Source organism: Microbacterium hanjuni, from assembly GCF_043556395.1.
GTDB lineage: Bacteria > Actinomycetota > Actinomycetes > Actinomycetales > Microbacteriaceae > Microbacterium.
Map to the genome: position 1 here is coordinate 371,943 of NZ_JBIGIK010000001.1, position 25,518 is coordinate 397,460.

The 25,518-nt window shown below is 69.7% G+C and carries 21 protein-coding genes and 1 pseudogene; 1 reads left to right on the forward strand and 21 read right to left on the reverse strand.

All coding sequences use genetic code 11. The features are described 5' to 3' along the window. Positions 1-4 precede the first annotated feature (4 nt). From gmk to efp, 12 genes and pseudogenes are all read right to left on the reverse strand, one after another. On the reverse strand, positions 5-904 hold the full coding sequence (gmk, locus tag ACFXP5_RS01965) for a guanylate kinase (protein WP_394543299.1): 900 nt from the start codon (positions 902-904) through the stop codon (positions 5-7). Then, entirely contained in the window at positions 897-1,736 is an 840-nt protein-coding gene (gene pyrF, locus ACFXP5_RS01970) for an orotidine-5'-phosphate decarboxylase (protein WP_394543300.1), read from the reverse strand. The genes gmk and pyrF overlap by 8 nt, the downstream gene beginning before the upstream one ends. After that, entirely contained in the window at positions 1,733-5,020 is a 3,288-nt protein-coding gene (gene carB, locus ACFXP5_RS01975) for a carbamoyl-phosphate synthase large subunit (protein WP_394526542.1), read from the reverse strand. The genes pyrF and carB overlap by 4 nt, the downstream gene beginning before the upstream one ends. Continuing rightward, a complete protein-coding gene (gene carA / locus ACFXP5_RS01980; RefSeq protein WP_394543302.1) occupies positions 5,020-6,258 on the reverse strand; it encodes a glutamine-hydrolyzing carbamoyl-phosphate synthase small subunit in 1,239 nt (412 codons plus the stop codon). Before carA ends, carB begins: the two co-directional genes overlap by 1 nt. Next, on the reverse strand, positions 6,255-6,755 hold the full coding sequence (locus tag ACFXP5_RS01985; protein ID WP_394543303.1) for a PH-like domain-containing protein: 501 nt from the start codon (positions 6,753-6,755) through the stop codon (positions 6,255-6,257). The genes carA and ACFXP5_RS01985 overlap by 4 nt, the downstream gene beginning before the upstream one ends. Continuing rightward, positions 6,752-8,092 carry a dihydroorotase gene (locus ACFXP5_RS01990; RefSeq protein ID WP_394543304.1) on the reverse strand — a complete coding sequence of 447 codons (1,341 nt, stop codon included), beginning with the start codon at positions 8,090-8,092 and terminating at the stop codon, positions 6,752-6,754. The genes ACFXP5_RS01985 and ACFXP5_RS01990 overlap by 4 nt, the downstream gene beginning before the upstream one ends. Then, the gene (locus tag ACFXP5_RS01995) at positions 8,089-9,057 is read right to left on the reverse strand and encodes an aspartate carbamoyltransferase catalytic subunit (RefSeq protein WP_394543306.1); all 969 of its coding nucleotides are present in this window, start codon (positions 9,055-9,057) and stop codon (positions 8,089-8,091) included. Before ACFXP5_RS01995 ends, ACFXP5_RS01990 begins: the two co-directional genes overlap by 4 nt. After that, a pseudogene (pyrR, locus tag ACFXP5_RS02000) lies at positions 9,054-9,587 on the reverse strand (bifunctional pyr operon transcriptional regulator/uracil phosphoribosyltransferase PyrR); the annotation flags it as partial. The gene ACFXP5_RS01995 and the pseudogene pyrR, both read right to left, overlap by 4 nt. Positions 9,588-9,912: 325 nt before the next feature. Continuing rightward, positions 9,913-11,469, reverse strand: a complete 1,557-nt coding sequence (locus ACFXP5_RS02005) for a Rieske 2Fe-2S domain-containing protein (RefSeq protein ID WP_394543307.1) — start codon at positions 11,467-11,469, stop codon at positions 9,913-9,915. 74 nt (positions 11,470-11,543) lie between these two features. Continuing rightward, the gene (locus ACFXP5_RS02010; protein ID WP_394543308.1) at positions 11,544-14,501 is read right to left on the reverse strand and encodes a DEAD/DEAH box helicase; all 2,958 of its coding nucleotides are present in this window, start codon (positions 14,499-14,501) and stop codon (positions 11,544-11,546) included. Positions 14,502-14,538: 37 nt separating this feature from the next. Continuing rightward, positions 14,539-14,949 (reverse strand): transcription antitermination factor NusB, encoded by a 411-nt coding sequence (gene nusB, locus ACFXP5_RS02015; RefSeq protein ID WP_394543309.1) that lies wholly within the window; start codon positions 14,947-14,949, stop codon positions 14,539-14,541. 12 nt (positions 14,950-14,961) lie between these two features. Further along, a complete protein-coding gene (gene efp / locus ACFXP5_RS02020) occupies positions 14,962-15,522 on the reverse strand; it encodes an elongation factor P (protein ID WP_394526556.1) in 561 nt (186 codons plus the stop codon). A gap of 134 nt (positions 15,523-15,656) precedes the next feature. On the opposite strand from efp, the gene ACFXP5_RS02025 reads away from it, so the two are divergent. Further along, positions 15,657-16,346, forward strand: coding sequence for an HAD family hydrolase (locus ACFXP5_RS02025; RefSeq protein ID WP_394543310.1), 690 nt, complete (start codon positions 15,657-15,659; stop codon positions 16,344-16,346). Here ACFXP5_RS02025 and ACFXP5_RS02030 read toward each other — a convergent pair. The 9 genes from ACFXP5_RS02030 to ACFXP5_RS02070 form a co-directional block, all read right to left on the reverse strand. Continuing rightward, complete coding sequence (locus ACFXP5_RS02030) at positions 16,324-16,779, reverse strand: type II 3-dehydroquinate dehydratase (protein ID WP_394526559.1); 456 nt, start codon at positions 16,777-16,779, stop codon at positions 16,324-16,326. The genes ACFXP5_RS02025 and ACFXP5_RS02030 overlap by 23 nt on opposite strands. Continuing rightward, entirely contained in the window at positions 16,776-17,852 is a 1,077-nt protein-coding gene (gene aroB / locus ACFXP5_RS02035) for a 3-dehydroquinate synthase (protein ID WP_394543311.1), read from the reverse strand. Before aroB ends, ACFXP5_RS02030 begins: the two co-directional genes overlap by 4 nt. Beyond that, a complete protein-coding gene (locus ACFXP5_RS02040) occupies positions 17,849-18,376 on the reverse strand; it encodes a shikimate kinase (RefSeq protein ID WP_394526563.1) in 528 nt (175 codons plus the stop codon). The genes aroB and ACFXP5_RS02040 overlap by 4 nt, the downstream gene beginning before the upstream one ends. Then, the gene (aroC, locus tag ACFXP5_RS02045; RefSeq protein WP_394543312.1) at positions 18,366-19,589 is read right to left on the reverse strand and encodes a chorismate synthase; all 1,224 of its coding nucleotides are present in this window, start codon (positions 19,587-19,589) and stop codon (positions 18,366-18,368) included. Before aroC ends, ACFXP5_RS02040 begins: the two co-directional genes overlap by 11 nt. 4 nt (positions 19,590-19,593) lie before the next feature. Then, entirely contained in the window at positions 19,594-20,421 is an 828-nt protein-coding gene (locus ACFXP5_RS02050; RefSeq protein ID WP_394544162.1) for a shikimate dehydrogenase family protein, read from the reverse strand. Further along, positions 20,415-21,947 carry an endolytic transglycosylase MltG gene (mltG, locus tag ACFXP5_RS02055; protein ID WP_394543314.1) on the reverse strand — a complete coding sequence of 511 codons (1,533 nt, stop codon included), beginning with the start codon at positions 21,945-21,947 and terminating at the stop codon, positions 20,415-20,417. Before mltG ends, ACFXP5_RS02050 begins: the two co-directional genes overlap by 7 nt. A 1-nt stretch (position 21,948) precedes the next feature. Further along, complete coding sequence (gene ruvX, locus ACFXP5_RS02060) at positions 21,949-22,422, reverse strand: Holliday junction resolvase RuvX (RefSeq protein ID WP_394543315.1); 474 nt, start codon at positions 22,420-22,422, stop codon at positions 21,949-21,951. Further along, the gene (alaS, locus tag ACFXP5_RS02065) at positions 22,419-25,085 is read right to left on the reverse strand and encodes an alanine--tRNA ligase (RefSeq protein ID WP_394543317.1); all 2,667 of its coding nucleotides are present in this window, start codon (positions 25,083-25,085) and stop codon (positions 22,419-22,421) included. The genes ruvX and alaS overlap by 4 nt, the downstream gene beginning before the upstream one ends. A 63-nt stretch (positions 25,086-25,148) precedes the next feature. Continuing rightward, positions 25,149-25,463, reverse strand: coding sequence for an ATPase (locus ACFXP5_RS02070; protein WP_394526572.1), 315 nt, complete (start codon positions 25,461-25,463; stop codon positions 25,149-25,151). Positions 25,464-25,518 lie beyond the last annotated feature (55 nt).

Sequence of the window (25,518 nt, forward strand, 5' to 3'; positions counted from 1 at the left end):
AGGCTCAGCGGGCGGCGGCGGCGACCACGTCGCGCGCGGCGGTCGCGACGTCTTCGTTCACCACGCGGTAGTCGAACTCGTGCTGCGCGGCGAGCTCGGCTCGAGCTGTGCGCAAGCGGCGGGCGCGCTCCTCGGCATCCTCGGTTCCGCGTCCGATGAGGCGGTGCACGAGCTCGTCCCAGCTCGGCGGCAGCAGGAACACGAGCGTGGCGCTCGGCTCGGCGCGCCGCACCTGGCGGGCGCCCTGCAGGTCGATCTCCAGCAGCGCCGTGCCGCCCTCACCGAGAACACGGTCGATGGGCTCGCGCGGGGTGCCGTAGCGGTATTTGTTGTGCACGGTCGCGTGCTCGAGCAGCGCGTCCGTCGCGATGAGCCGGTCGAACTCGGCGTCGTCCACGAAGTAGTAGTGCTCGCCGTCGACCTCACCGGGGCGCGGCGGCCGGGTCGTCGCCGACACCGACAGGTGGATATCGGGGTAGTTCGCCTTGATCTCCGCGGCGACCGTGCCCTTGCCGACGGCTGTGGGCCCTGCGAGCACGACCAGGCGGGATCGCCCCGACCGCGGCCCGGGCTCCGGCCACCGTTCGTCGAGGAACCCCGCAAGGGCGCGCCGCTGCCGGGCGCCGAGGCCGCCGAGTCGCTTCACGGGCGAGATGGCGAGCTGCGCGAGGATGCGGTCGCGCTTGCCCTCCCCGATCGCGGGGATCGCGGTCAGGAAGTCGGTCACTCGCATCGCGCCGGCCGCCGATTCGGGGTCGGCGAGGGCGCGACGCAGCAGCTCCTGCGGGCTGATGACACGCATCGCCACGTCGCGCTTGAGGGCCGCGCGTGCGCGGCGTGCCGCGACGGCGCGACGGGATGCTGCGACCCGGTCGACCTCGGGAGGTCGCTGTCCTTCAGCCACGGTCGGCCTCGCGAAGCTCCGCCTGGCGGGAGTCGATACGGGCGACGAGCTCTTTCGCCCCGCCGAGCACGATGCCGCGGCTCTCGTTCGCCAGGACGGCGGGAGCAAGGGGGCCGAAGAGGGAACGGTAGTCGGCGAGGCGCGCGCCCTGGGCCCCGAACCCCGGGGCGAGGATGGGGGCCGTCGGCAGCATCCGCTCGTCGATCCCTGCGCGTTCGAGGTCGACGGTCGCACCGACGACGAGCCCGACGCCGGCCCACTCGCCCGGCGCGGTCGTTCGCTCGTTGAAGGCCCGCACGTCCTCGGCGACCACGCCTGCGACGGTGCGCGTCCCGGCCGTGGCGCGCTGGATGACCTCGGCTTCGGAGTTGCTCGTCGCGGCGAGCACGAACACACCCTTGTCGTGTTCGAGGGCGAGCGAGAAGGTGCCGTGGAGAGCGCCGACGCCCAGGTAGGGGTTCACGGTGATCGCATCGACCTCGAGCGGCGCACCGGGGGTGAACCACCCGCGGGCGTAGGCGTCCATCGTCGAGCCGATGTCGCCGCGCTTCGCGTCGGCGATGACGAGCAGTCCCGCCGCCCGCGCTGCGGCGATCACGTCTTCGAGGGCGACGAAACCGGCCGCTCCCCACCGTTCGAAGAAGGCGACCTGCGGCTTGACGACCGCGACGCGTCCCGCGGCCGCGTGCACGACGCGCAGCCCGAACTCGCGTGCACCCGACGCCGAAGCATCCAACTCCCACCCGTCGAGCACGCTCTCGTGGGGGTCGATGCCGACGCACAGGCGACCGCGTTCGGCGATCGCCTGACGCAGACGCTCTCCGAAGGTCATGAGCGCGCCGCTCTGTCCGCGGCGTACTCCTGGAGGCTCCGCACCGAGAAGCCCTGGCCGAGCACCCCGAGCGCGCTGACCGCGGCACCGAGGACGGCCATCGTGGTGAACAGGGCCTTGTCGGCTGCAACCGCGGCCGCGCGGATCTCGTACCCGTCAGCGCGGGCGAGGCCTCCGCTGGGCGTGTTCACGATGATGTCGATCTCCCCCGCGTTGATCAGGTCGACGATGTTCGTCTCCCCCGACTCCTGGGTCGCGGAGTACTTGTTGACCACGCGCACGCGGATGCCGTTGCGGGCCAGGATCTCGGCCGTGCCCTCGGTCGCGACGAGTGTGAAGCCGAGTTCCTGCAGCCGGTGGGCCGGCAGGATCACGGCGCGCTTGTCGGCGTCGGCGACGGAGATGAACACCGTTCCCGACAGCGGCATGCCGCCGTAGGCCGCCTCCTGGCTCTTCGCGAACGCGGTCGGGAAGTCGCGGTCGATGCCCATCACCTCGCCGGTGGAGCGCATCTCGGGGCCGAGGACCGAATCCACGATCTGACCGTCCTTCGTGCGGAACCGCTTGAACGGCAGTACCGCCTCCTTCACGGCCACCGGTGCGTCCAGCGGGATCCGCGAACCGTCGACGGGGGGCAGCAGTCCCTCGGCCTTGAGCTCGGCGATGGTGGTGCCCACCATGATCCGGCTCGCCGCCTTCGCGAGCGGGATGCCGAGGGCTTTCGACACGAACGGCACCGTGCGGCTGGCGCGGGGGTTCGCCTCGATCACGTAGAGCACGCCGGCCGAGATGGCGAACTGCACGTTCAGCAGACCGCGCACCCCGACGCCCCGGGCGATCTCGAGCGTCGCGTCGCGCACCCGGTCGATGTCCGTCCGGCCGAGCGAGATCGGCGGGAGGGTGCAGCTGGAGTCGCCGGAGTGGATGCCGGCTTCCTCGAGGTGCTCCATGACGCCGCCGATGTAGAGCTCCTCGCCGTCGAACAACGCGTCGACGTCGATCTCGATCGCGTCGTCGAGGAAGCGGTCCACCAGCAGCGGCAGCCCGGGCCCGATGATCGCCTGGTCGGCGACGCGCACGAAGTAGTCGCGCAGGCTGTCGGTGTCGTAGACGATCTCCATGCCGCGACCGCCGAGCACGAAGCTGGGGCGGACGAGCACCGGGTAGCCGATGTCCTCGGCCACCGTCACCGCGCCGTCGACGTCGATCGCCGTGCCGTGGCGGGGGGCGATGAGACCGGCGGTGTCGAGGATGCCGCTGAACAGCCCGCGCTCCTCGGCGAGGTCGATCGCCTCGGGCGAGGTGCCGAGCACCCGGTACCCCGCCGCTTCGATCCCCTTCGCGAGTCCGAGCGGCGTCTGACCGCCGAGCTGGCAGACGACCCCGAGGATCTCCCCCGAGGCCGACTCGGCGTGGAGGATCTCCAGCACGTCCTCGAGCGTGAGCGGCTCGAAGTAGAGCCGATCGGACGTGTCGTAGTCGGTCGAGACGGTCTCGGGATTGCAGTTGACCATGATCGTCTCGTAGCCGGCGGCCGACAGGGCGAACGAGGCGTGCACGCACGAGTAGTCGAACTCGACGCCCTGGCCGATGCGGTTCGGACCCGAGCCGATGATGACGACCTTCGTGCGGTCCGACGGCGTGATCTCGGTCTCGAAGTCGTAGCTCGAGTAGTGGTAGGGCGTCAGCGCCGGGAATTCCCCCGCGCACGTGTCCACCGTCTTGTAGACGGGGCGGATGCCGAGACCGTGGCGCACTCCGCGCACTTCGGCCTCGTCGAGCCCGCGCAGCTGGGCGATCTGCGCGTCGCTGAAGCCGTGCTCCTTCGCGAGACGCAGGATGCTGGCATCGAGCTCGCGGGCGGAACGGACCGAGTCGGCGACCTCCTCGATGAGCAGCATCTGGTCGAGGAACCACGGGTCGATGCCGGTCGATTCGAACAGCTGCGCGACGGTGGCTCCCTTGCGAAGCGCCTGCTGCACGACGACGATCCGGCCGTCGGTGGGCACGGCGGCGACGGCGAGCAGCTCGTCGAGCGTGCGCGACTCCTCGCCCCAGTGGAAGCTCGACCCGCGCTTCTCGAGCGATCGCAGGGCCTTCTGCAGCGCCGTCGTGTAGTTGCGCCCGATCGCCATCGCCTCGCCGACCGATTTCATCGTGGTCGTGAGCGTCGTGTCGGCGGCGGGGAACTTCTCGAAGTTGAACCGCGGCACCTTGACCACGACGTAGTCGAGGGTCGGCTCGAAGCTCGCCGGCGTCACCTTCGTGATGTCGTTGGGGATCTCGTCGAGGCGGTAGCCGATGGCCAGCTTCGCGGCGATCTTCGCGATCGGGAAGCCGGTGGCCTTGGACGCCAGGGCGGAGGAGCGGGAAACGCGGGGGTTCATCTCGATCACGATGATGCGCCCGGTCGCGGGGTCGACCGCGAACTGGATGTTGCAGCCACCGGTGTCGACGCCCACCGCGCGGATGATGTCGATGCTGATGTCGCGCAGCTTCTGGTACTCGCGGTCGGTGAGGGTGAGCGCCGGGGCGACGGTGATGGAATCACCGGTGTGCACCCCGACCGGATCGACGTTCTCGATCGAGCACACGACCACGGTGTTGTCGGCCGTGTCGCGCATCAGCTCGAGCTCGTACTCCTTCCACCCGAGGATCGATTCCTCGAGCAGCACCTCGTTCGTCGGGGAGTCGTGAAGACCCGCACCGGCGATGCGACGCAAATCGTTCTCGTCGTACGCGAAGCCCGAACCGAGCCCGCCCATCGTGAAGGAGGGGCGCACCACGAGGGGGTAGCCGAGCTCCTCGGCGGCGGCGAGCACCTCGTCCATGGAGCGGGTGATCCGGCTGGCGGCCACGTCGGCGCCGCACTCGAGCACGAGCTCCTTGAAGACCTGGCGGTCCTCGCCCTTGCGGATCGCGTCGACCTTCGCGCCGATCAGCTCGACGTTGTACTTCTCGAGGATGCCGCGGTCGTGCAGCGCCATCGCGGCATTGAGCGCCGTCTGCCCGCCCAGGGTCGGGAGGATCGCGTCCGGCCGCTCCTTCAGCAGGATCGTTTCGATCACCTCGGGGGTGATGGGCTCGATGTACGTCGCGTCGGCGAAATCGGGGTCGGTCATGATCGTGGCGGGGTTGGGGTTCACGAGGATGACTCGCACCCCTTCCTCGCGCAGTACACGGCAGGCCTGGGTGCCGGAGTAGTCGAACTCGGCAGCCTGGCCGATGACGATCGGGCCCGAGCCGATGACGAGGACGGAGTTGATGTCTTGGCGCTTGGGCATCAGTTGTTTTCCAGATCGTCGGTCGCGGGGTTGTCGGTCGCCGAGGTGTCGGTCGCTGAGCGAGCGCTCACCCCGGTCGCTGAGCGAGCGGAGCGAGACGAAGCGTCCGCCAGCACCATGTCTCGGAACCGGTCGAAGAGATAGTTGGCATCGTGGGGGCCGGCGGCGGCTTCGGGGTGGTACTGCACGCTGAAGGCGGGGATGTCGAGCGCGCGGAGGCCCTCGACGACCTGGTCGTTGAGGCCGACGTGGCTGACTTCGACCCGGCCGTAGCCCTGCGGGCTGTCGAAGCTGCCCTCGAGCGGGGCATCGACGGCGAAGCCGTGGTTGTGAGCGGTGATCTCGACCCGACCCGTGGTCTTGTCGAGCACGGGCTGGTTGATGCCGCGATGCCCGAAGGGCAGCTTGTAGGTGCCGAGGCCGAGGGCGCGTCCGAGCAGCTGGTTTCCGAAGCAGATCCCGAAGAACGGCAGACGGTCATCGAGCACCGCGCGCAGCAGCTCGACGTGATCGCCGGATGCTGCGGGGTCGCCCGGACCGTTCGAGTAGAACACCGCGACCGGGTCGATCGCGCGGATGTCCTCGATCGAGGCGTCCTGCGGGAGGACGTGCACGTCGAAGCCGCGAGCGGCGAGGTTGATGATCGTGGCCTGCTTGACGCCCAGGTCGAGCACCGCGAGGGCACCGATGCGCTCCCCCGTCGCCGGGGTCACTTCCTGGCGGGCGACCGAGACCTCGGCGGAGAGGTTGCGGCCCGACATCTCGGGCGCCTCGCGCACGATCCGCTCCTGCTCCTCGGGGTCGATGCCCGCGGCCTCCCCGGAGAAGATGCCGCCGCGCATCGAGCCGACGGAGCGGATGCGACGGGTCAGGGCGCGCGTGTCGACACCGCTGATTCCCACCACCCCGTCGTTCTCGAGGGCGTCGTCGAGCGATTCTTCGGAGCGCCAGTTCGACACGATGCGGGCGGGGTCGCGCACCACGTAGCCGGAGACCCAGATGCGCCGCGATTCGCGGTCTTCGGAGTTCATGCCGGTGTTGCCGATGTGCGGCGCGGTCTGCAGCACGATCTGGCCGGCGTAGGAGGGATCGGTCAGCGTCTCCTGATAGCCGGTCATGCCGGTGGCGAAGACGACTTCACCGAGGGTCGTGCCGAGCGCACCGTAAGCGCGCCCGACGTGGCGGGTGCCGTCTTCGAGCACCAGGACGGCGGGCTCGGCGGCGATCAGAGGGTTCATGCGTTCTCTCCTGTCGGGAGAAGGGGGCGGACGGCGTCGGCAAGGGCGAGAGCCGACGCTTCCTGCGGACGGAAGTAACTGTCGACGACGGTGTCGTCATCGATCTGCCAGGTGAGACGTGCCATCCCGTCGCGCTCGACCACGCGATCGATCGCGACGGTCGCCTGTGCGGCGTCGATGAGGCGGTCGCGCCCGATCACGAGGCGGGGCTGGCCGGGAAGGTCGAGCGCGACGCCCGCGTCGGTGACGATCACCTCGACCCGGGAGCGGAAACCCAGGCCGCGGATGGCGAGGCGCTCGAGCGGTGCGTCGTGCTTCGTGGTGGCGACGTAGAGGCCGGGGAACGTCGAGAGCACGCGGGCGCCGGCCGGCAGCTCTCCCACCGGAGCGGCCAGGCCCGCGTCACGGCGACGACGACGCCACCACGACAGGGCGAGCAGTCCGAGGCACACGACGGCGACGGCCACCAGGATGGCGAGCACCTCATCGCGGCTCACAGTGCTGCTCCCGGGTCATCGCGCAGCATCCCGTCGGCGACGCTCACCCGACCGCGCGAGACGGTCCAGCGCACCTCACCGGGCAGCTCGCGACCGAGGTAGGGCGAGTTCGTGCTGCGACCGTGGAGGTCGGCCTTCGTGAACGGCCGGGCCGGTCGCGGGTCGTACAGCGTGAGGCTCGCGGGGTGACCCACCGTGAGGGGCGTGCCCGCCCCGGCGAGCCGCCCGATCCGCGCCGGGGTGCGCGAGAGCACCCGTGCGACGTCGGCGAAGGTCAACAGCCCGGTGTCGATCATGGCCTGCTGTACGACGCGCAGCGCGCTTTCCAGCCCGACCATGCCGTTGGCGGCCGCCTGCCATTCGCTCGCCTTGGCCTCGATGGGGTGCGGGGCGTGGTCGGTGGCGACGATGTCGATCGTGCCGTCGGCGAGGCCCTCGCGCACCGCCTGCACGTCTTCCTCACGGCGCAGCGGCGGGTTCACCTTGAAGCGCGCGTCGTAACCGCGGGCGAGCTCATCGGTGAGCAGCAGGTGGTGCGGGGTGACCTCGGCGGTGACCGCGATCCCCCGCTTCTTGGCCCACCGGATGATGTCGACCGAGCCGGCGGTGGACAGGTGGCAGACGTGCAGGCGCGAACCGACGTGTTCGGCCAGCAGCACGTCGCGAGCGATGATCGACTCCTCCGCGACCGCCGGCCAGCCGGCGAGGCCGAGTTCGGCCGACACGGCACCCTCGTTCATCTGGGCGCCCTCGGTCAGGCGCGGGTCCTGCGCGTGCTGCGCGATCACTCCGTCGAACGCCTTCACGTATTCGAGAGCGCGGCGCATGATCAGCGGATCCCAGACGCAGAAGCCGTCGTCGCTGAAGACCCGCACGCGAGCCCGCGAATCGGCCATCGCGCCGAGTTCGGCGAGACGCTCGCCCTTCTGACCCACCGTCACCGCGCCGATCGGCTGCACCGTGACGTAGCCCGCGGCCTCGCCGAGGGCGAGTTCCTGCTCGACGACGCCGGCGGTGTCTGCGACCGGTGAGGTGTTGGGCATCGCGAACACGGTGGTGAAGCCACCGGCGGCGGCAGCGCGGGAGCCGGTGAGGATCGTCTCGGAGGCTTCGAAGCCGGGCTCGCGAAGATGGGTGTGCAGATCGACGAGGCCGGGGAGGGCGATCAGGCCGTCCGCGTCGATCACCGTGGCGCCGGCACGGGACAGACCCGTACCCACCTCGACGATCGTGTCGCCCTCGATGACGAGGTCGGCGACGGAGCCGCCTTCGATGCGGGCTCCCCGGATGAGGAGGGCTCGAGTCTGCTCGCCCGAGGGGGTATCGCGAAGAGTCATCGTGCGTCTTCCCTCTCGCTCTCGGTGCGCTCGCCCGCCAGCAGCAGGTACAGCACGGCCATCCGCACCGACACGCCGTTCGCCACCTGCTCGAGCACGGTCGAGCGCGGCGAATCGGCGGCTTCGGCGGAGATTTCCAGACCCCGGTTCATCGGGCCCGGGTGTAGAACGATGCTACCGTCCGCGAGGGCCGCCGCACGCCGCGCATCCAGCCCCCACCGCCGGGAATACTCCCGTTCAGTCGGGAAATACGCGGCATTCATGCGTTCCAGCTGGATGCGCAGCATCATCAGAGCATCGGGACGGGCGGCGATCGCCGCGTCGAGGTCGTACTCGATGGTCGCGGGCCACCCCGAAACGTCGTTCGGCACCAGGGTGGGGGGCGCCACCAGCGTCACCGAAGCGCCGAGCGTGGTGAGCAGCCAGACGTTCGAACGGGCGACCCGGGAGTGCAGCACGTCCCCGACGATCGTGACCGACACCCCGGCGAGGTCGCGCCCGCGGCTGTCGTCCCCGAAGCGCCGCTTGCGGATGGTGAAGGCGTCCAGGAGGGCCTGAGTCGGATGCTCGTGCGTACCGTCTCCGGCGTTGATCACGCCCGCGGTGATCCACCCGCTCGTGGCGAGCGTGCGCGGCGCGCCGGAGGCACCGTGGCGGATGACGACAGCATCCGCCCCCATGGCCTGCAGCGTCTGGGCGGTGTCCTGCAGGGATTCGCCCTTGGAGACGCTGGAGCCCTTCGCCGAGAAGTTGATGACGTCGGCCGAGAGCCGCTTCGCCGCTGCTTCGAACGAGATGCGCGTGCGCGTGGAGTCCTCGAAGAACAGGTTCACGACGGTCTTGCCGCGCAGGGTCGGCAGCTTCTTGACCTCGCGGCGCTGGGTGTCGGCCATGTCCTCGGCGACATCGAGGATGCGGAGAGCCTCTTCGCGGCTCAGGGTCTGAGTGTCCAGCAGGTTCCTCATGCGCCGATCGTCACTTCCTCGAGACCGTCGGTCTCGGCGAGGCGCACATTGACGCGCTCATCGCGCGCGCTGGGCAGGTTCTTGCCGACGAAGTCCGGCCGGATCGGCAGCTCGCGGTGGCCGCGGTCGACGAGGATCGCGAGGCGCACCGCCGAGGGCCGACCGATCGCCTGCAGGGCATCGAGGGCGGCGCGGATGCTGCGACCGGAGAACAGCACGTCGTCCACGAGCACGACGACCTTGCCGTCGATGCCCCCGGGCGGAATCTGCGTCGGCTGCGGCGTGCGCGTGGGGTTGCGGTGCAGGTCGTCGCGGTACATCGTCACGTCGATCGCCCCGACGGGGATCTCGGTGCCGCTGAATTCGCCGACGAGCGCCGCGATGCGATGCGCGAGAGTCACGCCCCGGGTCGGGATGCCCAGCACCACGAGAGAATCGGGGCCCTTGTTCGACTCGAGGATCTCGTGGGAGATCCGAGTGAGGGCTCGGGCGATGTCGGCCTCGTGAAGCACAGTGCGCATGCTCATCCGCCGCTCCCTTCTCCGCCTCTCTGGACGGGGTTAAAGGTTGCTCTGGTTCTTCCTCAGTCTAGTCGACCTGGGCTACGGCTCCGCGATGCGCCGGTCGGTGACGCATGCCCGGCGGCGGCCTGCGGCCGTCGCCCCGCCAGTCCCGATGCCAGCGTCGCCGACCGGCGCATCGCTGCGCTCGTGCACATCCGCGCGAAATCGGAGAATCGGCCGAACTCGGTGCCTGTGATCGTCAACACGCACCGAGTTCGACCGATTTGCCGAATTCGATGCGAGCGTCGCCGACCGGCACATCGCAGCGCGGTCGATGAAGAACGCCTCGGGGTCAGGCGGCGGTCGTCGCCGGTTCGGCCTCGGTGGCGCGGATCGGGTGACCCTGCGTGGTCAGGCACTTACCGCTCGTGAGGTCCCACTTCCAGTCGTGCAGGCTGCACGTGAGCACGCCGTCCTCGATCTTGCCGGTCTTCGACAGATCGGCGCGCAGGTGCGGGCAACGCCGCTGCACGACCCAATCGTCCAGACGGATGTCCTCGGACACGTCGGCCTGCTCGGCGTACCAGTTCTCGACGTATTCGATCCGGTCGCGCGAGAGGCACTTCATGAAGGTGTAGATGAACTCGTTGAACTTGCCCTTGCGCCCGGTGGCGAACTGCATGGACAGGAAGATCGAGTTCGACCAGTCGATCTCGTGGTCGCGGATGTTCGTCGACACCAGATCCGCCGGGATCGTGTACCAGAACTCGACCTCTTCGCCGGCGTACTCGCGCAACTTGGCCTTCGGGAAATCGACCACCATGTCGAGCTCGCCGATCGTGTAGCGCACCGGACCGCCGACGCCCTCGCGGAAGATGCGACCACGCCGCAGCAACGGCTCCCACCAGGCCTTGAGCTCGGCGAGCATCACATCCGGCGGCAGCACCTCGGCGCGCGAGGCCTCTTCGGCTGCGATCTCGTCCTGACGGGTGTCGCGCTGCTCGGCGAGGTAGTTCCACTTGTCGCCGAAGATCCGCTCGATCTCGTCCTCGTCGAACAGGGTCTGGGTCACGCTCAGCGCGCCGTCGGTGATGTCCACCTCGGTGCCCGGGAGGAACAGGTAGCCGTTCTGCTCGGGACGCACCTCGGCCATGTGCTCGAGGAACTGACGCTGGTCGGTGAAGATCGCGTCGTTCTCGAGCCCCATGCCGTTGTAGCGGAACAGCTCTTCGCGCAAGAACATCGGCGGTCCCGCCATCGGGAACACGTGCGGCGCGTCGACCTTCTCGATGTAGTACATCGCGCGCTTGTTCTGCGCGTCGCGCTTCAGCTGGGCGAAGTTCTGCTTCGCCTCGTGCGGCAGGTCGTAGACCATCGGCCACCAGATCGCGCCGGATACCTGCGTGAAGTACGCCTCGGGCTTGCTGAAGGACAGCAACGTCTCGAGATCGAGCGGGTGCGAATCGTTCTGGTTCAGGATGCTGGCGGTGCCGTCGTCGACGCTGAGCGAGGAGTCGCCGATCGGACCGTCGCTGGGCGCCCGCAGCGGGGTGACCATGAGCTTGAGGTCCCCGTACTGCAGGGGAACGCCCGCCTGCGTGTAGACGATGTTCGCGTAGCCCGCCGCACGGAGGTCGCGCTCGAGGTCGTCGGTGGGGTAATCCGGCAGCAGCACGGTGATGTCCTGCGGCACGTACCGCTGCAGCAGGGCGATGTCGAGGTGGTCGCGGTGGCGGTGGGAGATGTAGAGGAAATCGGCTTTGCCGAAGCGCTCCCAGTCCAGTCCGCGGTTGTCGGGGAAGGGAAACCACGATCCGAAGAAACTCGGACCGATGACGGGGTCGCAGAGGATGCTGCCGCCCGCCGTCTCGATGAACATTCCCGCGTGTCCGAGCCCCGTGATCCGCATGTGTCGCCCTTCGTTCGAACCTCGACGATTCTACGCGAGGGCGCTCGACCGACCGCTGGGAGCGCCGGGTCGGATCAGATCTCCAGGATTCCCCGGATGTCGTCGGCAGTGAGCGTCTGGGCGAACAGGTCGCCGTCATCGACCACGGAGTCGAACAACCGGGCTTTGCGCTCCTGCAGCGCCCGCACCTTCTGCTCGATGGTCCCCGCCGCGAGAAGGCGGTACACGAAGACCGGCTTGTCCTGCCCGATCCGGTGGGCGCGGTCGATCGCCTGCGACTCCGCGGCGGGGTTCCACCACGGGTCGAGCACGAAGACGTAGTCGGCCTCCGTGAGCGTGAGCCCGAAGCCACCCGCTTTCAGGCTGACGAGGAACACCGGGGCGTCCCCCGAGCGGAACCCCTCGATGACCTCTCCCCTGCGGGCGGTCGAGCCGTCGAGCGAGGCGTAGGCGATGCCGGCCGCGTCGAGGCGGGCGGCCGCCAACGCGAGGAAGGAGGTGAACTGGCTGAACACCAGTGCGCGATGGCCCTCCGCGATGACCTCACTGAGCCGCGCGAGCAGAGCATCGAGTTTGCTCGAACCGAGCGACGCATGGCGGGAGTCGACGAGCTCGGGAGCGAGGCTCAACAGCCGCAGCAGGGTGAGAGAACGGAACACGATGAGCCGGTTGCGATCGAGATCATCGATCAGGCCGAGTACTTTCTGCCGCTCGCGCTGCAGCACCGTGTCGTAGAGCGCACGGTGGTCGGGACTCAGCTCGATGTGGATGTCCTGCTCCTGCTTGGGCGGCAGTTCCGATGCGACGAGTTCTTTCGTGCGCCGCAGCAGGAAGGGGCGGATGCGATCGCGCAGGCGGGCGAGCCGTGCGGCCCGGTAGGGACCGCCCTCCTGGTTCTCCGGGACGCGCCCCTTCTCGATCGGACCGACGTACTCGTCGCGGAAGCGGCGGGCGGACGGGAAGAGTCCGGGCGCCGTGAGGCTGAACAGTGCCCACAGATCGGCCAGTCCGTTCTCCAGTGGTGTGCCCGTGAGGGCGAAGGTGACGTCGCTGCGCAGGTTCTTGACCGCCCGGTGCAGCTTCGTCCGGGGGTTCTTGACGAACTGCGCCTCGTCGAGGATCACCCCGGCCCACTCCCCCGCGACGAACGCGGCTTCATCGAGGCGGAGGACCGCATAACTCGTGACGACCAGATCGGCGCCGGCAGCAGCATCCGTGACGTTCGTCCCCGAGGTGGCCGACGTCGCGCCGAGGGTACGCACGACGAGTCCGGGCGTGAACCGCGCGGCCTCATCGGCCCACGTGGGCAGGACCGAGGTGGGCGCCACGACCAGGAAGGGGCGCTGCTCGCCCTCCTCCCGGGCGTGCGCCACCAGGGTGAGCACCTGCAGCGTCTTGCCGAGGCCCATGTCATCGGCCAGGATGCCGCCCAGGCGGTGACGCCAATGGAAGGTCAGCCAGTCGAACCCGCTGCGCTGGTAGGGCCGGAGATCGGCTCGGAGGCCTGCCGGGAGCGGTCCGCCCTCGACGGCGCCCGACAAGCCGGCGACGGTCTCCCGCCAGGCTCGGGCGGGTTGCGCCTGATCGGCGAGGTCCTCGAAGTCGGCCCACAGTGCGCTCTGGTAGCGCCCGATCCGCGCGTCGGTCGTCCACTCGTCGAGCCCAGCAGCCTCGTCGAGGAGTTCCTTCAACCGCACGAGCGAGGGGTGCCCGAGAGCGAAGTAGGCACCGTCGGACAGCTTCATCCGTCGAGCGCCGCGCGTGAGGGCGCGCAGCAGGGGGCCGAGCGGAATGGTTCTGCCGTCGATCGAGACGATGACGCCGAGGTCGAACCAGTCCGGATCGTGGGTCTCGACCGCGGTGACGGTGACGTCGGGCGCGCCGGTCAGTTCGCGGTAGGCGGGTCGATCCCCGGTGATCTCGACCCGTACGTCCGGGATCAGCTGCAGCGCCGGCAGGACCTTGGCCGAGAACTCCGCGGCGTCGGCGTCGCGGAACACGCCGCTCACGGCGTAGGGCAGATCGCTGGCCTCCGCCCACGCGTCCGAGACCCGGGCGCTCAGGCGGCCTTCGGCGGATGCGTCACGGTCGGGGTGCCTCGTGTCGTCGGCGAAGGGGGCGAGACCCGGATAACTCCATGCCTGCGCGACGGTGACCGCATCTCCGCGGAAGGCCACCGTCAGGCGGAGCGTGGGGTGAAGCGCCGTCGGCGGACGGAGCCCACCCAGGGTCGTGACGTTCGCGCGCCGTGCGAGGCGCGGATAGGCCTCGCGGAGGAAGGCCGCCACGTCGCTCGAAGGAACGACGATTCCGTCGGGGGTCTCCAGCAGAGTCACGACGGCGTCATCGAGCGTGGCAGCGGCGATCGTCATCCGCACCGGGTCGCCGTCGACGGTGAAGGCGAACAGACCGGAGCGGCCGAGCGGGCGAACGTGGGCGGGGTCGATGTCGACACCGTCCACGCGCACGCGCGCGGCCACGCGCAGCGCGTCGTGGCTCGCCGGGGCGACGACGATGCCGACGTCGGCCTGCGCCGCCACGGCCACGGACTGCTGAGGATGGGGGGCGACGAGCGGGATGCCGAGCCGGTCCGCGGCGCGCAGGTGAGCCCAGAGGTGGGAGGAGGCGCTCGCCGCGTCCAGGGTGATCCACTCCGAGACGGAGGAGAAGACGCCGACGGTGGCCGACGGCCGCACGATCGCGAACAGCTCGGCGAACCAGCGGGTGGGGTGCACCCCGAACCGCCCAGGCGATCGGCGAACGGCATCCCACGAGACGTCGCCCTTGATCCACTCACCCCGCGCCCCGCGGATCAGCGGGCGCACCGCGAGCTGAAGATCGTGCTGACCGGCCGCGAGCATCCTCGGAGTGACGGCCTCGACCTTGCGCGGATCCCACCGGCGAGGATCGTGGGCCTCCCGTTGCCGGAGCTCGATGCCGAGCGCGAGCGGCGTCTGCTCGGCGCTGTCCTCGCTCGGCAGCAGTGCCCGCCAGGCGGCGGGTGCGTCGTCGGGCTCGGACGAGAGATTCACCCGCACCTCAGCCTCGGGTCGGGCGCCATTGCGGCGATCAGCCGGAGCGGGAGATTCGACCCAGCACCCCGTGCACGAACGGTCCCGATTCGTCGGTGGAGAATTCCTTCGCCAGCTCCACGGCCTCGTCGATCGCCACCGCGGCGGGCACCTCGTCGTTGAAGAGGATCTCCCAGGTGCCGATCCGCAGCAGCGCCCGGTCGACGGCGGGCATCCGCGCCAGCGTCCAGTCCTTCGCGTACGTCACGATCTGCTCGTCGATCTCGTCACCGTGATCGATGATGCCGTCGACGATGTCGCGGGCGTACAACCACGAAGCCTCGCGGGCGGGCTCGTTCACCGCGCGCTGCGCTTCGGCGGCGAGGGTGACGGGCAGCTGCTCGCCACGGACGTCGGAGGAGAAGAGGATGTCGAGGGCGCGCTTGCGGGCCTTCGTGCGTGCGCTCATCGGCGGTCCGCGTCAGCTGATGCGGCCGAGGTAGTCGCCCGTGCGGGTGTCGACCTTGACCTTCGTGCCGGTCTCGACGAACAGGGGAACCTGCATCTCGTACCCGGTCTCAACGGTGGCCGGCTTCGTGCCCGCCGAGGAGCGGTCGCCCTGCAGGCCCGGCTCGGTGTAGGTGATCTCGAGCACGACGGAGGCGGGCAGCTCGACGTACAGCGGGTTGCCGTTGTTCGTCGCGAGGGTCACGACCTGGTTCTCGAGGAGGTAGTTGGCGGCGTCGCCGACGACGGTCGCGGGAACGGTGATCTGGTCGTAATCGTCGGTGTTCATGAAGACGTAGCTGTCACCGTCGGCGTAGAGGTAGGTGAAGTCCTGGCGATCGACGTTCTCGATCTCGATCTTGGCGCCGGCGTTGTAGGTGCGGTCCACGACCTTGCCGGTCATGATGCTCTTCATCTTGGTACGGACGAACGCGCCGCCCTTGCCCGGCTTGACGTGCTGGAACTCCACGACGCTCCACAGCTGTCCGTCGATGTTGAGGACGACGCCGTTCTTGATGTCTGCGGTGGATGCCATGGCTGGAGGGTGTCCGTTCGTGAGGAGATGATGGACCCGCGAAAGGCCCGACGCTCGATTCTACGGGACAGCACACTTCGGCGTGCGTCACCAGCCCCTCGCGAGGGTTCGGGCGCGCACGATTTTCTGTCTTCGTGCCCCATCACACTGCTTCCGATCGTCCCGCCGTCCTCTTCGACATCGACGGCACCCTCGTCGATTCCAACTACCTCCACGTCGAGGCGTGGGATCGGGCCTTCGCCTCGGTGGGGCATCCGGTCGACGTCTGGCGGATCCACCGCTCGATCGGCATGGACTCCTCGAAACTGCTCGAACAGGCGTTGGGGGACGACGCCGACGAGCTCGGTGAGGCGGCGAAGGACGAGCACAGCCGGATCTACGCCGACATGGCCGAGCGCCTCCGTCCGATCAGCGGGGCCCGCGCCCTGCTCGACGCGCTGCACGAGCGCGGCCAGACGGTCGTGCTCGCCACGTCCGCTCCTCAGGCCGAACTCGATCAGCTGCTGGCGGTGCTGGACGTCGACGGTTCGCTCGACGCGGTCACCTCTGCGGAGGATGTCGGCAGCGCGAAGCCCGACCCCGACATCGTCGAGACCGCCCTGGCTCGCGCCGACTCCCCCGCGGAGGACGCGGTCATGGTGGGCGATTCGGTGTGGGACGTGGAGGCCGCGAAGCGTGCGGGCGTCGCGAGCATCGGTGTGCTTAGCGGCGGCTACGGGCGGGAAGAGCTTCTCGCCGCGGGTGCATCAGCCGTCTACGAGGACGTCGCCGAACTGCTCGCCGACCTCGACGAGAGCATCCTCAGCCGTCGACCGTCCCGGTGAGGATGTCGATCAGCAGGGTCACCGCGCGCGCGTAGCCGGGCACGCCCTCGCCGATCACGTGCACCGCGGCCACGTCCGCGATGTAGGAATGCTGGCGGAAGGGCTCGCGGTCGGTGATGTCGGTGATGTGCACCTCCGCGACAGGGAGGTCCACCGCGCTGAGGGCGTCGCGGAGCGCGACGGAGGTGTGGGTGAACCCGCCGGCGTTGATGACGATCCCGGCGCAGTCCTCGCGCGCCGCGTGGACGGCGTCGATCAGCACCCCCTCGTGGTTGCTCTGCACCGCCCGCACCTCGAAGCCGCGGGCGGCCGCAGCATCCGCCGTGACCCGCTCGACGTCGGCGAGCGTCTCGGTGCCGTACAGGTGGGGCTGGCGTGTGCCCAGCAGGTTGAGGTTCGGTCCGTTGACGAGCAGCAGACGGCGATCGGTCATTCGGCGACCTCCTGGTAGGCGGCGAACAGCAGGGATTCGTCAGGCGCTTGCAGCACGGTCGGGCGCGCGATGTCATCCAGCACGATGAAGCGCAGCATCCCGCCCCGGCTCTTCTTGTCGCGCTGCATGGTCGCCAGCAGCGTCCGCCACGCCCCGCCGCGGTAGGTGGTCGGCAGTCCGAGCGAGGCGAGCACGTCGCGGTGGCGCTGCACGACGGCATCCGGGAGCCGGCCCGCCAGGCGGGACAGTTCGGCGGCGAAGACCATGCCGATCGACACCGCCGCCCCGTGACGCCACCGGTACCGCTCGGCGTGCTCGATCGCGTGCCCGAGGGTGTGGCCGTAGTTCAAGACTTCGCGCAGGCCTGCTTCGCGCAGGTCCTCACCGACGACGCGGGCCTTCATGTCGATCGCGAGCTCGATCGAGCGACGGAAGGCCTCGCTGCGGGGGTCGACCACGTTCTCGGGATCGGCCTCGATGACGTCCAAGATCTCGGGATGCCAGATGAAACCCGCCTTCACGACCTCGGCGAAGCCGGCGACGGCCTCGTTGCGGGACAGCGAATCCAGCAGGTCGAGATCGCAGATCACCGCGTGCGGGGGCCAGAACGCACCCACGAGGTTCTTGCCTTCGGCCGTGTTGATGCCGGTCTTGCCGCCCACGGCCGCGTCGACCATCGCGAGCACGGTGGTCGGCACCTGGACGAGAGCGACTCCGCGCAACCAGGTCGCGGCGACGAAACCGGCGAGATCGGTCACCGCTCCCCCGCCGAAGCCGACGACCACGTCGGTGCGGGTGAAATCGGACTGGCCCATGATCTGCCAGCAGAACGCCGCCACCTCGACCCGCTTGCCCTGCTCGGCGTCGGGGATCTCGGCGAGCAGCACTTCCCGGTCGCCGACGAGTTGGGCGCGCAGGCGCTCCGCCCGCTCACCGAGGGTCGGCGGGTGCACGATGAGCACCTTGCGCGCGGCGGCGGGCAGCAGCGCCCCCAGATCCGCGAGGATCCCGTGCCCCACGGTCACGTCGTAGGGGGAATCGCCGGCGACGGTGATGATGGTCGAGTCGGTCATGAGTCCTCTTTCGGCGCTGCTTCGCGGGTGCGCGCCCAGGCGGTGATCGCGTCGACGGCGACCTGCAACGGCCCGGAGCTGGTGTCGAAGGTCACGTCGGCGACCTCCTCGTACAGGGGGCGGCGCGCTTCGTAGATCTCGCGCCAGCGGGTGATCGCGTCGGTTCCGCTCAGGAGCGGTCGCGATTCGTCGCGCATCCGGCCGGCCACCACGCGGGGGTGGACGGTGAGCAGCACGACGCGGTGCGCGGTGAGTTCCGCGCGCGTGTCGGGGTCGAGCACGGCGCCTCCGCCGAGGGAGACCACGCCACCGGCCGCGAGGGCCTCACGGACGGCCTCGCGCTCGAGGCGGCGGAAGTGCGGCTCGCCGTAGGTGGCGAACAGCTGGGGAATGGCCCCGTGCTCCCGGGCGATGCGCGCGTCGGTGTCCGAGAAGGTCACACCGAGGGCCTTCGCGACCCGCCGACCGACGCTCGTCTTGCCGGCCCCCATCGGACCGACCAGAACGAGGGCTTCAGCGCTCATGCGCGGCGAGCGTGGCGTCGCTGTCGGCGGTGGTGCGCAGCGTCGCCGGCAGGTGCGCCAGGTACGACTCGAGGTTGCGGCGGGTCTCGCCCACGCTGTCGCCGCCGAACTTCTCCAGCACGACGTCGGCGAGGACGATCGCGGTCATGGCTTCGGCCACGACACCGGCCGCAGGCACGGCGCAGACGTCGGAGCGCTGGTGGTGGGCGGCCGCGGTCTCCCCGCTCGCCACGTCCACCGTGCGGAGGGCATGCGGGACGGTGGCGATCGGCTTCATCGCGGCGCGCACGCGCAGCACGGTGCCCGTCGACATGCCGCCCTCGGTGCCTCCGGCTCGATCGCTCGAACGGGTGATCCCGTCGTCGGTCACGAAGAGCTCGTCGTGCGCAGCGGAGCCGCGGCGGGTCGCCGTGACGAAACCGTCGCCCACTTCGACGCCCTTGATGGCTTGGATGCTCATCAGGGCCTGGGCGAGCTTGCCGTCGAGCCGGCGGTCCCAGTGCACGTGCGAACCGAGCCCGGGAGGCAGTCCGTAGGCGAGCACCTCGACCACGCCGCCGAGGGTGTCGCCGTCCTTCTTCGCCGCGTCGACCTCGGCGACCATGAGCGCGCTCGTGGCGACGTCGAAGCACCGCAGCGGATCGGCGTCGAGCGTCGACACATCATCGGGATGCGGGAAGGCCGAGCCCTCCGGCACCGACACGGGCCCGATGGCGACCGTGTGACTGACGAGACGGATGCCCAACTCGGCGAGGAAGGCACGCGCCACCGCGCCGAGCGCCACGCGCGCCGCGGTCTCGCGGGCGCTCGCCCGCTCGAGGATCGGACGGGCCTCGTCGAAGTCGTACTTCTGCATGCCGACCAGGTCGGCGTGGCCGGGACGCGGACGGGTGAGCGGGGCGCCGCGGCCGCGGGACTTCTCCGTCAGCTCCGCCGGCTCGGGGCTCATCACCTCGACCCACTTGGGCCACTCGGTGTTGGCGATGCGCAGCGCGATGGGGCTGCCGAGGCTGTAGCCGTGCACGACGCCCGACGAGATCGAGAGTTCGTCCTCCTCGAACTTCATCCGCGAACCGCGCCCGTAGCCGAGCTTGCGGCGGGCGAGGTCGGCGCGGATGGCCGCCGACGAGATGGGCACGCCCGAGGGGAGGCCCTCCATGATGGCGACCAGTTCGGGGCCGTGGGATTCACCGGCCGTGAGCACGCGAAGCATGTCCCTAGTCTCCCATGGCGGCCTGACGCATCGCCGCCAGCACGTCCGCCTCCCGCTCAACGGGTTCGTCGGGCGAGCCGTTGACGAAGATGCGCACCTGGCGCAGGGCCTGGTGCGCCAGCATCCCCAGTCCCGACCGCGCTCGTCCTCCCGCCAGCTGCCACGTCTCGGCCAGCGGCGTCGGCCATGATCCGTAGACGACGTCGACGAGCAGTCCGCCGTCGGCGGCGAGCGACGTCGCGCGCTCCCCGAGATCGGCACCGCCGGGCAGGGTGGAGATGGTCACGGTGGCGCGGCCGGCGCCCTCGGACGGCGCTCCCGACACCGCGACCCCGAGCTCGTCGCCCAACCGGATCAGCGGCGGGAGGGCCTCGGGCCGGCGGGCGACGATCTCGACGTGGCGAGCGCCCAATCGGGTGAACGCCACCAGGGCGGACGCGGCGGTCGCGCCGGCGCCCACGATGCGGCCGCGGGCGACCTCGTCGACGCCGTCGTCGTGAAGGGCGGCCACCAGTCCGTCCACGTCGGTGTTGAAGCCGCGTGGGCCGTCAGCGGCGAGCAGCAGGGTGTTCACCGCGCCGGTGCGTCGCGCGGAGTCGTCGATCGTCGACGCGGATGCTGCCGCCACCCGCTTGAGCGGCATCGTCAGCGACAGTCCGCGCCAGGAGGATCCGAGGCCGGCGAGCGCACCGGCGAACTCGGCCTCGCCCACGCGGCGGCGCTCGTACTCCCACGGCAGATCGAGCACCGCATAGGCGGCGGCGTGCAGGCGAGGCGAGATACTGTGCTCGATCGGATCGCCCCACACCGCCAGCCGGGTGGCGGTCAGCATCCCGAGTCGGGGTGGTCCTGACACCACGAGATCCACTGGTCGACGGCGGCCTGGTGGTCAGCGGAGTTGTTGGTGAACACGGTCTCGCCGGTGTCGAGATTCACCGTGACGAAGTACAGCCAATCGCCGTCGGCGGGGTGCAGAGCCGCGTCGATCGCGAGGTCGCCCGGGTTGGAGATCGGTCCGATCGGCAACCCTGGGTGACGATACGTGTTCCAGGGGTTGTCGTCGTCGAGGGCTTCTTGCGAGGAGCTCGCCGTCCCATCGTGGTTCTCGCCGTACCCGTACTGCGCTGTCGAGTCCATCTGCAGCAGACCGAAGGTCTCTTGGTTGCCCGGGTCGAGGCGGTTCGCGATGACCCGCGAGACCTTGTAGAAGTCTGCTTCGAAGCGGGCCTCTCGCTGGATGATCGACGCGATCGTCAGCACCCGCTCCCGATCGCCCTCCGCAACCCCGGCGGTGTCGAGCGACTCGACCGTTCGCGCGACCATGCGCGTGATCACGTCTTTCGCTGTCACACCCGGATCGAACGTGTAGGTCGCCGGGAACAGCCATCCCTCGAGGCTGTCGGCAGCAACACCGTAGGCGGCGGGATCGCTGACGGCGGCCTGGAAGTCTTCGATCGGCATCGCGAGCTGGGCGGAAAGCAGCTCGACACTGTCCTCCACCGTGAGGCCTTCGCGCAGCTGAGCGGTGAACTCCATCTTGTTCGCCGGGTTCCCGATAGCGGCAAGAGCGTCGGCGGCGGTCATCTGCTTCTGCAGCGTGTAGACCCCCGGCTGGAAGACGAAGGACGTGCTCGTCTCGATCATGTAGTCGTACAGCGAGGTCGGCGCCTTCAGAACCCCGGCGTCGTACAGCTTCTGCGAGACCTGCGGGCCCGCGTCGCCGCCCACGATCGAGATCGACGCCTCGCCGTTCGCGAGTCCGGGTTCGAAGTCTTCTCGCTCTTTCGGGGAGAGCACCCCTTGGATCTGGGTGCCGAAGGTGTTCCACGCCCAGATACCGCCGGCGGCGACACCGCCGACCAGCACCAGCACCAGGATCAATGCGATCCAGCCGCCGATCCGTCGTCGCCGCCGCTCGGCAGGAGGCGCCACCGTGGCCAGATCGTCGACGCTGCGCCGGCCGGTGAACAGATCGTCGAGGGTGCCGGTCGCCGCCGGTCGGGTCGCGCCGTTCGCCCTCGCGCCGTTCGCCCTCGCGCCAGCCGCAGGACGCTCGCGCGTCGCCACCGGACGCTGGGGCGCGGATCGCTCCGGGGCAGTGGTCCGCTCGGGTGCTGCGGATCCTCGCTCGGGCGGCGAAGCGGTTGCCGGGCGCTCCGGCGCGGGGGCGGCGGCCGGCCGGGTGATCGGCGGTTGCACGTCGGAGGGGCCGGTCTGACCTCGGGAAGCGCGGGCTGCGCGTCGCGACGACGGCACTGCCTCCGAACGGGCGGCATCGCCCGAGGTGCGCGCCGGGTCGGGCAGCTGACCGTACAGATCCGCCAGTGGATCATCGAACGGCGACGGGGTGTCGGGCATGTCAGGCGGGCTCCTGTCCCGGAGGTACGACCCATCCGGCCGGGTTGCCGGAGTGTCTTTCGACGTCGAGCGCCTGCTGCAGCAAGACGACGGCGGCGACCTGGTCGACAATGCTACGAGACTTTTTCTGAGAACGCCCGGACTGACGCAGCGCAGCATGGGCGCTGACAGTACTCAGCCGCTCGTCGACGAGGCGCACGGGGAGCCCGGATGCTGTCGCCAGTTCGCCCGCGAACGTTCGCGCGTCGGCGGTGGAGGCCGTGTCGGCGCCGCTCAGACTGATGGGCAGACCCACGAGGATCTCCATCGCGCAGTACTCTTCGGCGATCGCGACGATGCGCGTCACCGACTGCGCGTCGCGAGCGACGGTCTCGATCGGCACCGCGAGGAGACCGTCGGGATCGGTGCGAGCGACGCCCACCCGGGCCTTGCCCACATCGATGCCGAGCCGCACCCCGCGGCGGAGCACCGTCACGCCGCGGTCGTCCGAACGGCCGCGAGCACCTCGTCCAGCGCCGCCGGGAGGGCCGCAGCATCGGTTCCGCCGCCCTGGGCCACGTCGTCGCGTCCGCCTCCGCCGCCGCCGAGCGCGGCGGCCGCTACCTTCGCGAGAGCGCCGGCCTTCACGCCGCGCTCCCGCGCGGCGTCGTTGGTGGCGATGACCACGGTGACGCGTTCGCCCACCACCGCACCGAGAGCGGCGACCGCGGGCTCCGCGCCGAGGCGGTCACGCACCTGCAGTACGAGCGAGCGGACGTCGTCGGCGGACGCCGCGGTGCCCAGCGACTGGGCCACCACCTTCACTCCCCCGGCGGCCTGAGCGGTCTCCACCAGCTGCGGCAGCCGGTCGGCGAGTGCGCGGGACTCGAAGGCGGCGATCTTCTTCTCCGCGGCCTTCAGGCTCGCGGCGAGTTCGGCGATGCGCGCCGGCAGCTGCTCACGCGGCGTCTTGAGCGAGGACGACAGTTGCGACACGATCGCGCGCTCGGCGGCGAGGTCGCGGAACGCGTCGAGACCGACGAGCGCTTCCACCCGGCGGTTCGCAGCCCCCACCGACGACTCCCCGACGAGGTTGATCAAGCCGACCTCGGCGCTCGAGGACACATGCGTGCCCGCGCAGAGCTCGCGCGACCACGGGCCGCCGATGTCGACCATCCGCACGGTCTGGCCGTACTTCTCCCCGAACAGCGCCATCGCGCCGGCCTGCTTGGCCTCATCGAGCGACATCACCCGGGTGGTCACCTCGAGGTTGTCCCGTACGGCGTTGTTCGCGATCTCCTCGATCTCGGACCGCGTCTCGGGCGAAAGCGCCTGACCCCAGCTGAAGTCGAAACGCAGGTAACCGGCACGGTTCAGCGAACCCGACTGCGTGGCGCTCTTGCCCAGGGTGTCGCGCAGCGCCGCGTGCACGAGGTGCGTGGCGGAGTGCGCCTGGCGGGCGGCACGGCGGTTCGCGGCGTCCACCACGGTCGTCGCCGGCTGGCCGACGGCGACCTCGCCGATGCTCACCTGGACGGTGTGGCTGACGAGTCCGGGCACCGGCTTCTGCACGTCGAGGACGTCGAGTTCGTACCCGGGGCCGACGATGACGCCCTTGTCGGCCACCTGGCCGCCGGACTCGGCGTACAGGGCGGTCTCGGCGAGGATGACCTCCGCGATCTGGCCTTCGCGGGCGCGGTCCACCGAGACGCCGTCCACCAGCACGCCCAGCACTCGGGACGAGGTCTCGAGGTCGGTGTAGCCGGTGAAGACGGTCTCACCGAGCGAACGGAACTCGCGGTAGACGGTGTGGTCGGCGAGGGCGCGACGGCGCGACTTGGCATCGTCCTTGGCACGCTGACGCTGTTCCTGCATCAGCGTGTCGAACGCGGCGCGATCGACCGTGAGACCTGCTTCTTCGGCGACCTCGAGGGTGAGGTCGATCGGGAAGCCGTACGTGTCGTGCAGCAGGAACGCCTCCGTCCCCGAGAGCGCCTCACCGCCGGCATCCTTCGTCTCCGTCACGGCCAGATCGAGGATCGTCGATCCGGATGCGAGGGTGCGAAGGAACGTCTCCTCTTCCGCGTATGCGTAGGGGGCGATCCGCGACCAGTCCTCTTCGACGACGGGGTAGGCGTCCTTCATCGCGTCGCGCGACGCGGTGAACAGCTCGGGGAAGGTCGGACCGTCGACGCCGAGGAGGCGCATCGAGCGCACGGAACGACGCATCAGGCGCCGCAGGATGTATCCGCGACCCTCGTTCGAGGGGGTGACCCCGTCGGAGAGCAGCATGAGCGAGGAGCGCACGTGGTCGGCGATCACCCGGAACCGCACGTCGTCCTCGTGCACGGCGCCGTAGCGCCGGCCCGACAACTGGACGGCGCGGTCGAGCACGGGGCGCACCTGGTCGGTCTCGTACATGTTCTCGACACCCTGCTTGATGAACGCCACGCGCTCCAGGCCCATGCCGGTGTCGATGTTCTTCTGGGGCAGCTCGCCCACGACGTCGAAGTCGACCTTCGAGCGCACGTTGGTGATCGCGTACTGCATGAAGACGAGGTTCCAGATCTCGGTGAACCGGTTGTCGTCGACGATCGGACCGCCGTCGCGCCCGTACGCCGGGCCCCGGTCGAAATAGATCTCCGAGCAGGGGCCTGCGGGGCCCGGCTGTCCGGTGGTCCAGTAGTTGTCCTCGCGACCCAGACGCTGGATCCGCTCCTCCGGCAGGCCGGCGATCGTTCGCCACAGCTTCGCCGCTTCATCGTCGTCCTCGTAGACGGTGACCCACAGGTCGCGCTCGGCGAATCCGAGCCCCCCGTCGGCCTCGGAGGAGGTCAGCAGCTCCCAGGCGTAGGAGATGGCGCCTTCCTTGAAGTAGTCGCCGAACGACCAGTTGCCGAGCATCTGGAAGAACGTGCCGTGACGCGCGGTCTTGCCGACCTCTTCGATGTCGTTGGTGCGGATGCACTTCTGCACGTCCGTCGCGCGGAGATACGGCGGCGGCACCACACCGGTGAGGTACGGGATGAACGGCACCATCCCCGCGATCGTGAAGAGGATCGAGGGGTCGTCACTGACCAGCGAGGCGGAGGGAACGACGGTGTGGCCGTTCTTCTCGAAGTAGTCGAGGTAACGCTGGGCAATCGCAGCGGTCTTCATGGATCAGATCTCCGGAGGGCAGGATCGCGCGTCACCCGCGACGGCGGGCACAGCGACGGTCGGTCAGTCGGTGGGTGCGGCGGCGTTCTTGGCCGCGGTGGCCGAATCGTTCGCCACCTTCGCGGCGGCATCCTTCACGTCGGAGGCGGCATCGGCGATCGCGGCGACGCTGCCGGCGGCAGCAGTGCGCGTCTCAGCGACGAGATCGGCGAACTGCGCCTCCTGGTCGCGGTAGGCGTCACCGATGCGGTCGGTGAACTCGTTGATGCGGGAGTCGACCTGCGAGAGCATCTCGTGACCGCGCGGGTCTTTGTTGACGAGGTGCGCGACGACGAAGCCGCCGGCGACTCCCAACACGAACCAGCCGAACTTCCTCATGCTCACCATCCTCAGAACCTGCCGCGAACGCGGCTCTTTGACATCGTAGTGCGAC

Bases quoted from the DNA above. Each gene is read 5' to 3' on its own strand.
- pyrF (WP_394543300.1), bottom strand. From the start codon at position 1,736: ATGACCTTCGGAGAGCGTCTGCGTCAGGCGATCGCCGAACGCGGTCGC.
- carB (WP_394526542.1), bottom strand. From the start codon at position 5,020: ATGCCCAAGCGCCAAGACATCAACTCCGTCCTCGTCATCGGCTCGGGC.
- carA (WP_394543302.1), bottom strand. From the start codon at position 6,258: ATGAACCCTCTGATCGCCGCCGAGCCCGCCGTCCTGGTGCTCGAAGAC.
- ACFXP5_RS01990 (WP_394543304.1), bottom strand. From the start codon at position 8,092: ATGACTCTTCGCGATACCCCCTCGGGCGAGCAGACTCGAGCCCTCCTC.
- ACFXP5_RS01995 (WP_394543306.1), bottom strand. From the start codon at position 9,057: ATGAGGAACCTGCTGGACACTCAGACCCTGAGCCGCGAAGAGGCTCTC.
- ACFXP5_RS02005 (WP_394543307.1), bottom strand. From the start codon at position 11,469: ATGCGGATCACGGGGCTCGGACACGCGGGAATGTTCATCGAGACGGCG.
- nusB (WP_394543309.1), bottom strand. From the start codon at position 14,949: ATGAGCGCACGCACGAAGGCCCGCAAGCGCGCCCTCGACATCCTCTTC.
- efp (WP_394526556.1), bottom strand. From the start codon at position 15,522: ATGGCATCCACCGCAGACATCAAGAACGGCGTCGTCCTCAACATCGAC.
- ACFXP5_RS02030 (WP_394526559.1), bottom strand. From the start codon at position 16,779: ATGACCGATCGCCGTCTGCTGCTCGTCAACGGACCGAACCTCAACCTG.
- aroB (WP_394543311.1), bottom strand. From the start codon at position 17,852: ATGACCGACTCGACCATCATCACCGTCGCCGGCGATTCCCCCTACGAC.
- ACFXP5_RS02040 (WP_394526563.1), bottom strand. From the start codon at position 18,376: ATGAGCGCTGAAGCCCTCGTTCTGGTCGGTCCGATGGGGGCCGGCAAG.
- aroC (WP_394543312.1), bottom strand. From the start codon at position 19,589: ATGCTTCGCGTGCTCACGGCCGGTGAATCCCACGGCCCCGAACTGGTC.
- ACFXP5_RS02050 (WP_394544162.1), bottom strand. From the start codon at position 20,421: ATGCTGACCGCCACCCGGCTGGCGGTGTGGGGCGATCCGATCGAGCAC.
- mltG (WP_394543314.1), bottom strand. From the start codon at position 21,947: ATGCCCGACACCCCGTCGCCGTTCGATGATCCACTGGCGGATCTGTAC.
- alaS (WP_394543317.1), bottom strand. From the start codon at position 25,085: ATGAAGACCGCTGCGATTGCCCAGCGTTACCTCGACTACTTCGAGAAG.
- ACFXP5_RS02070 (WP_394526572.1), bottom strand. From the start codon at position 25,463: ATGAGGAAGTTCGGCTGGTTCGTGTTGGGAGTCGCCGGCGGCTTCGTC.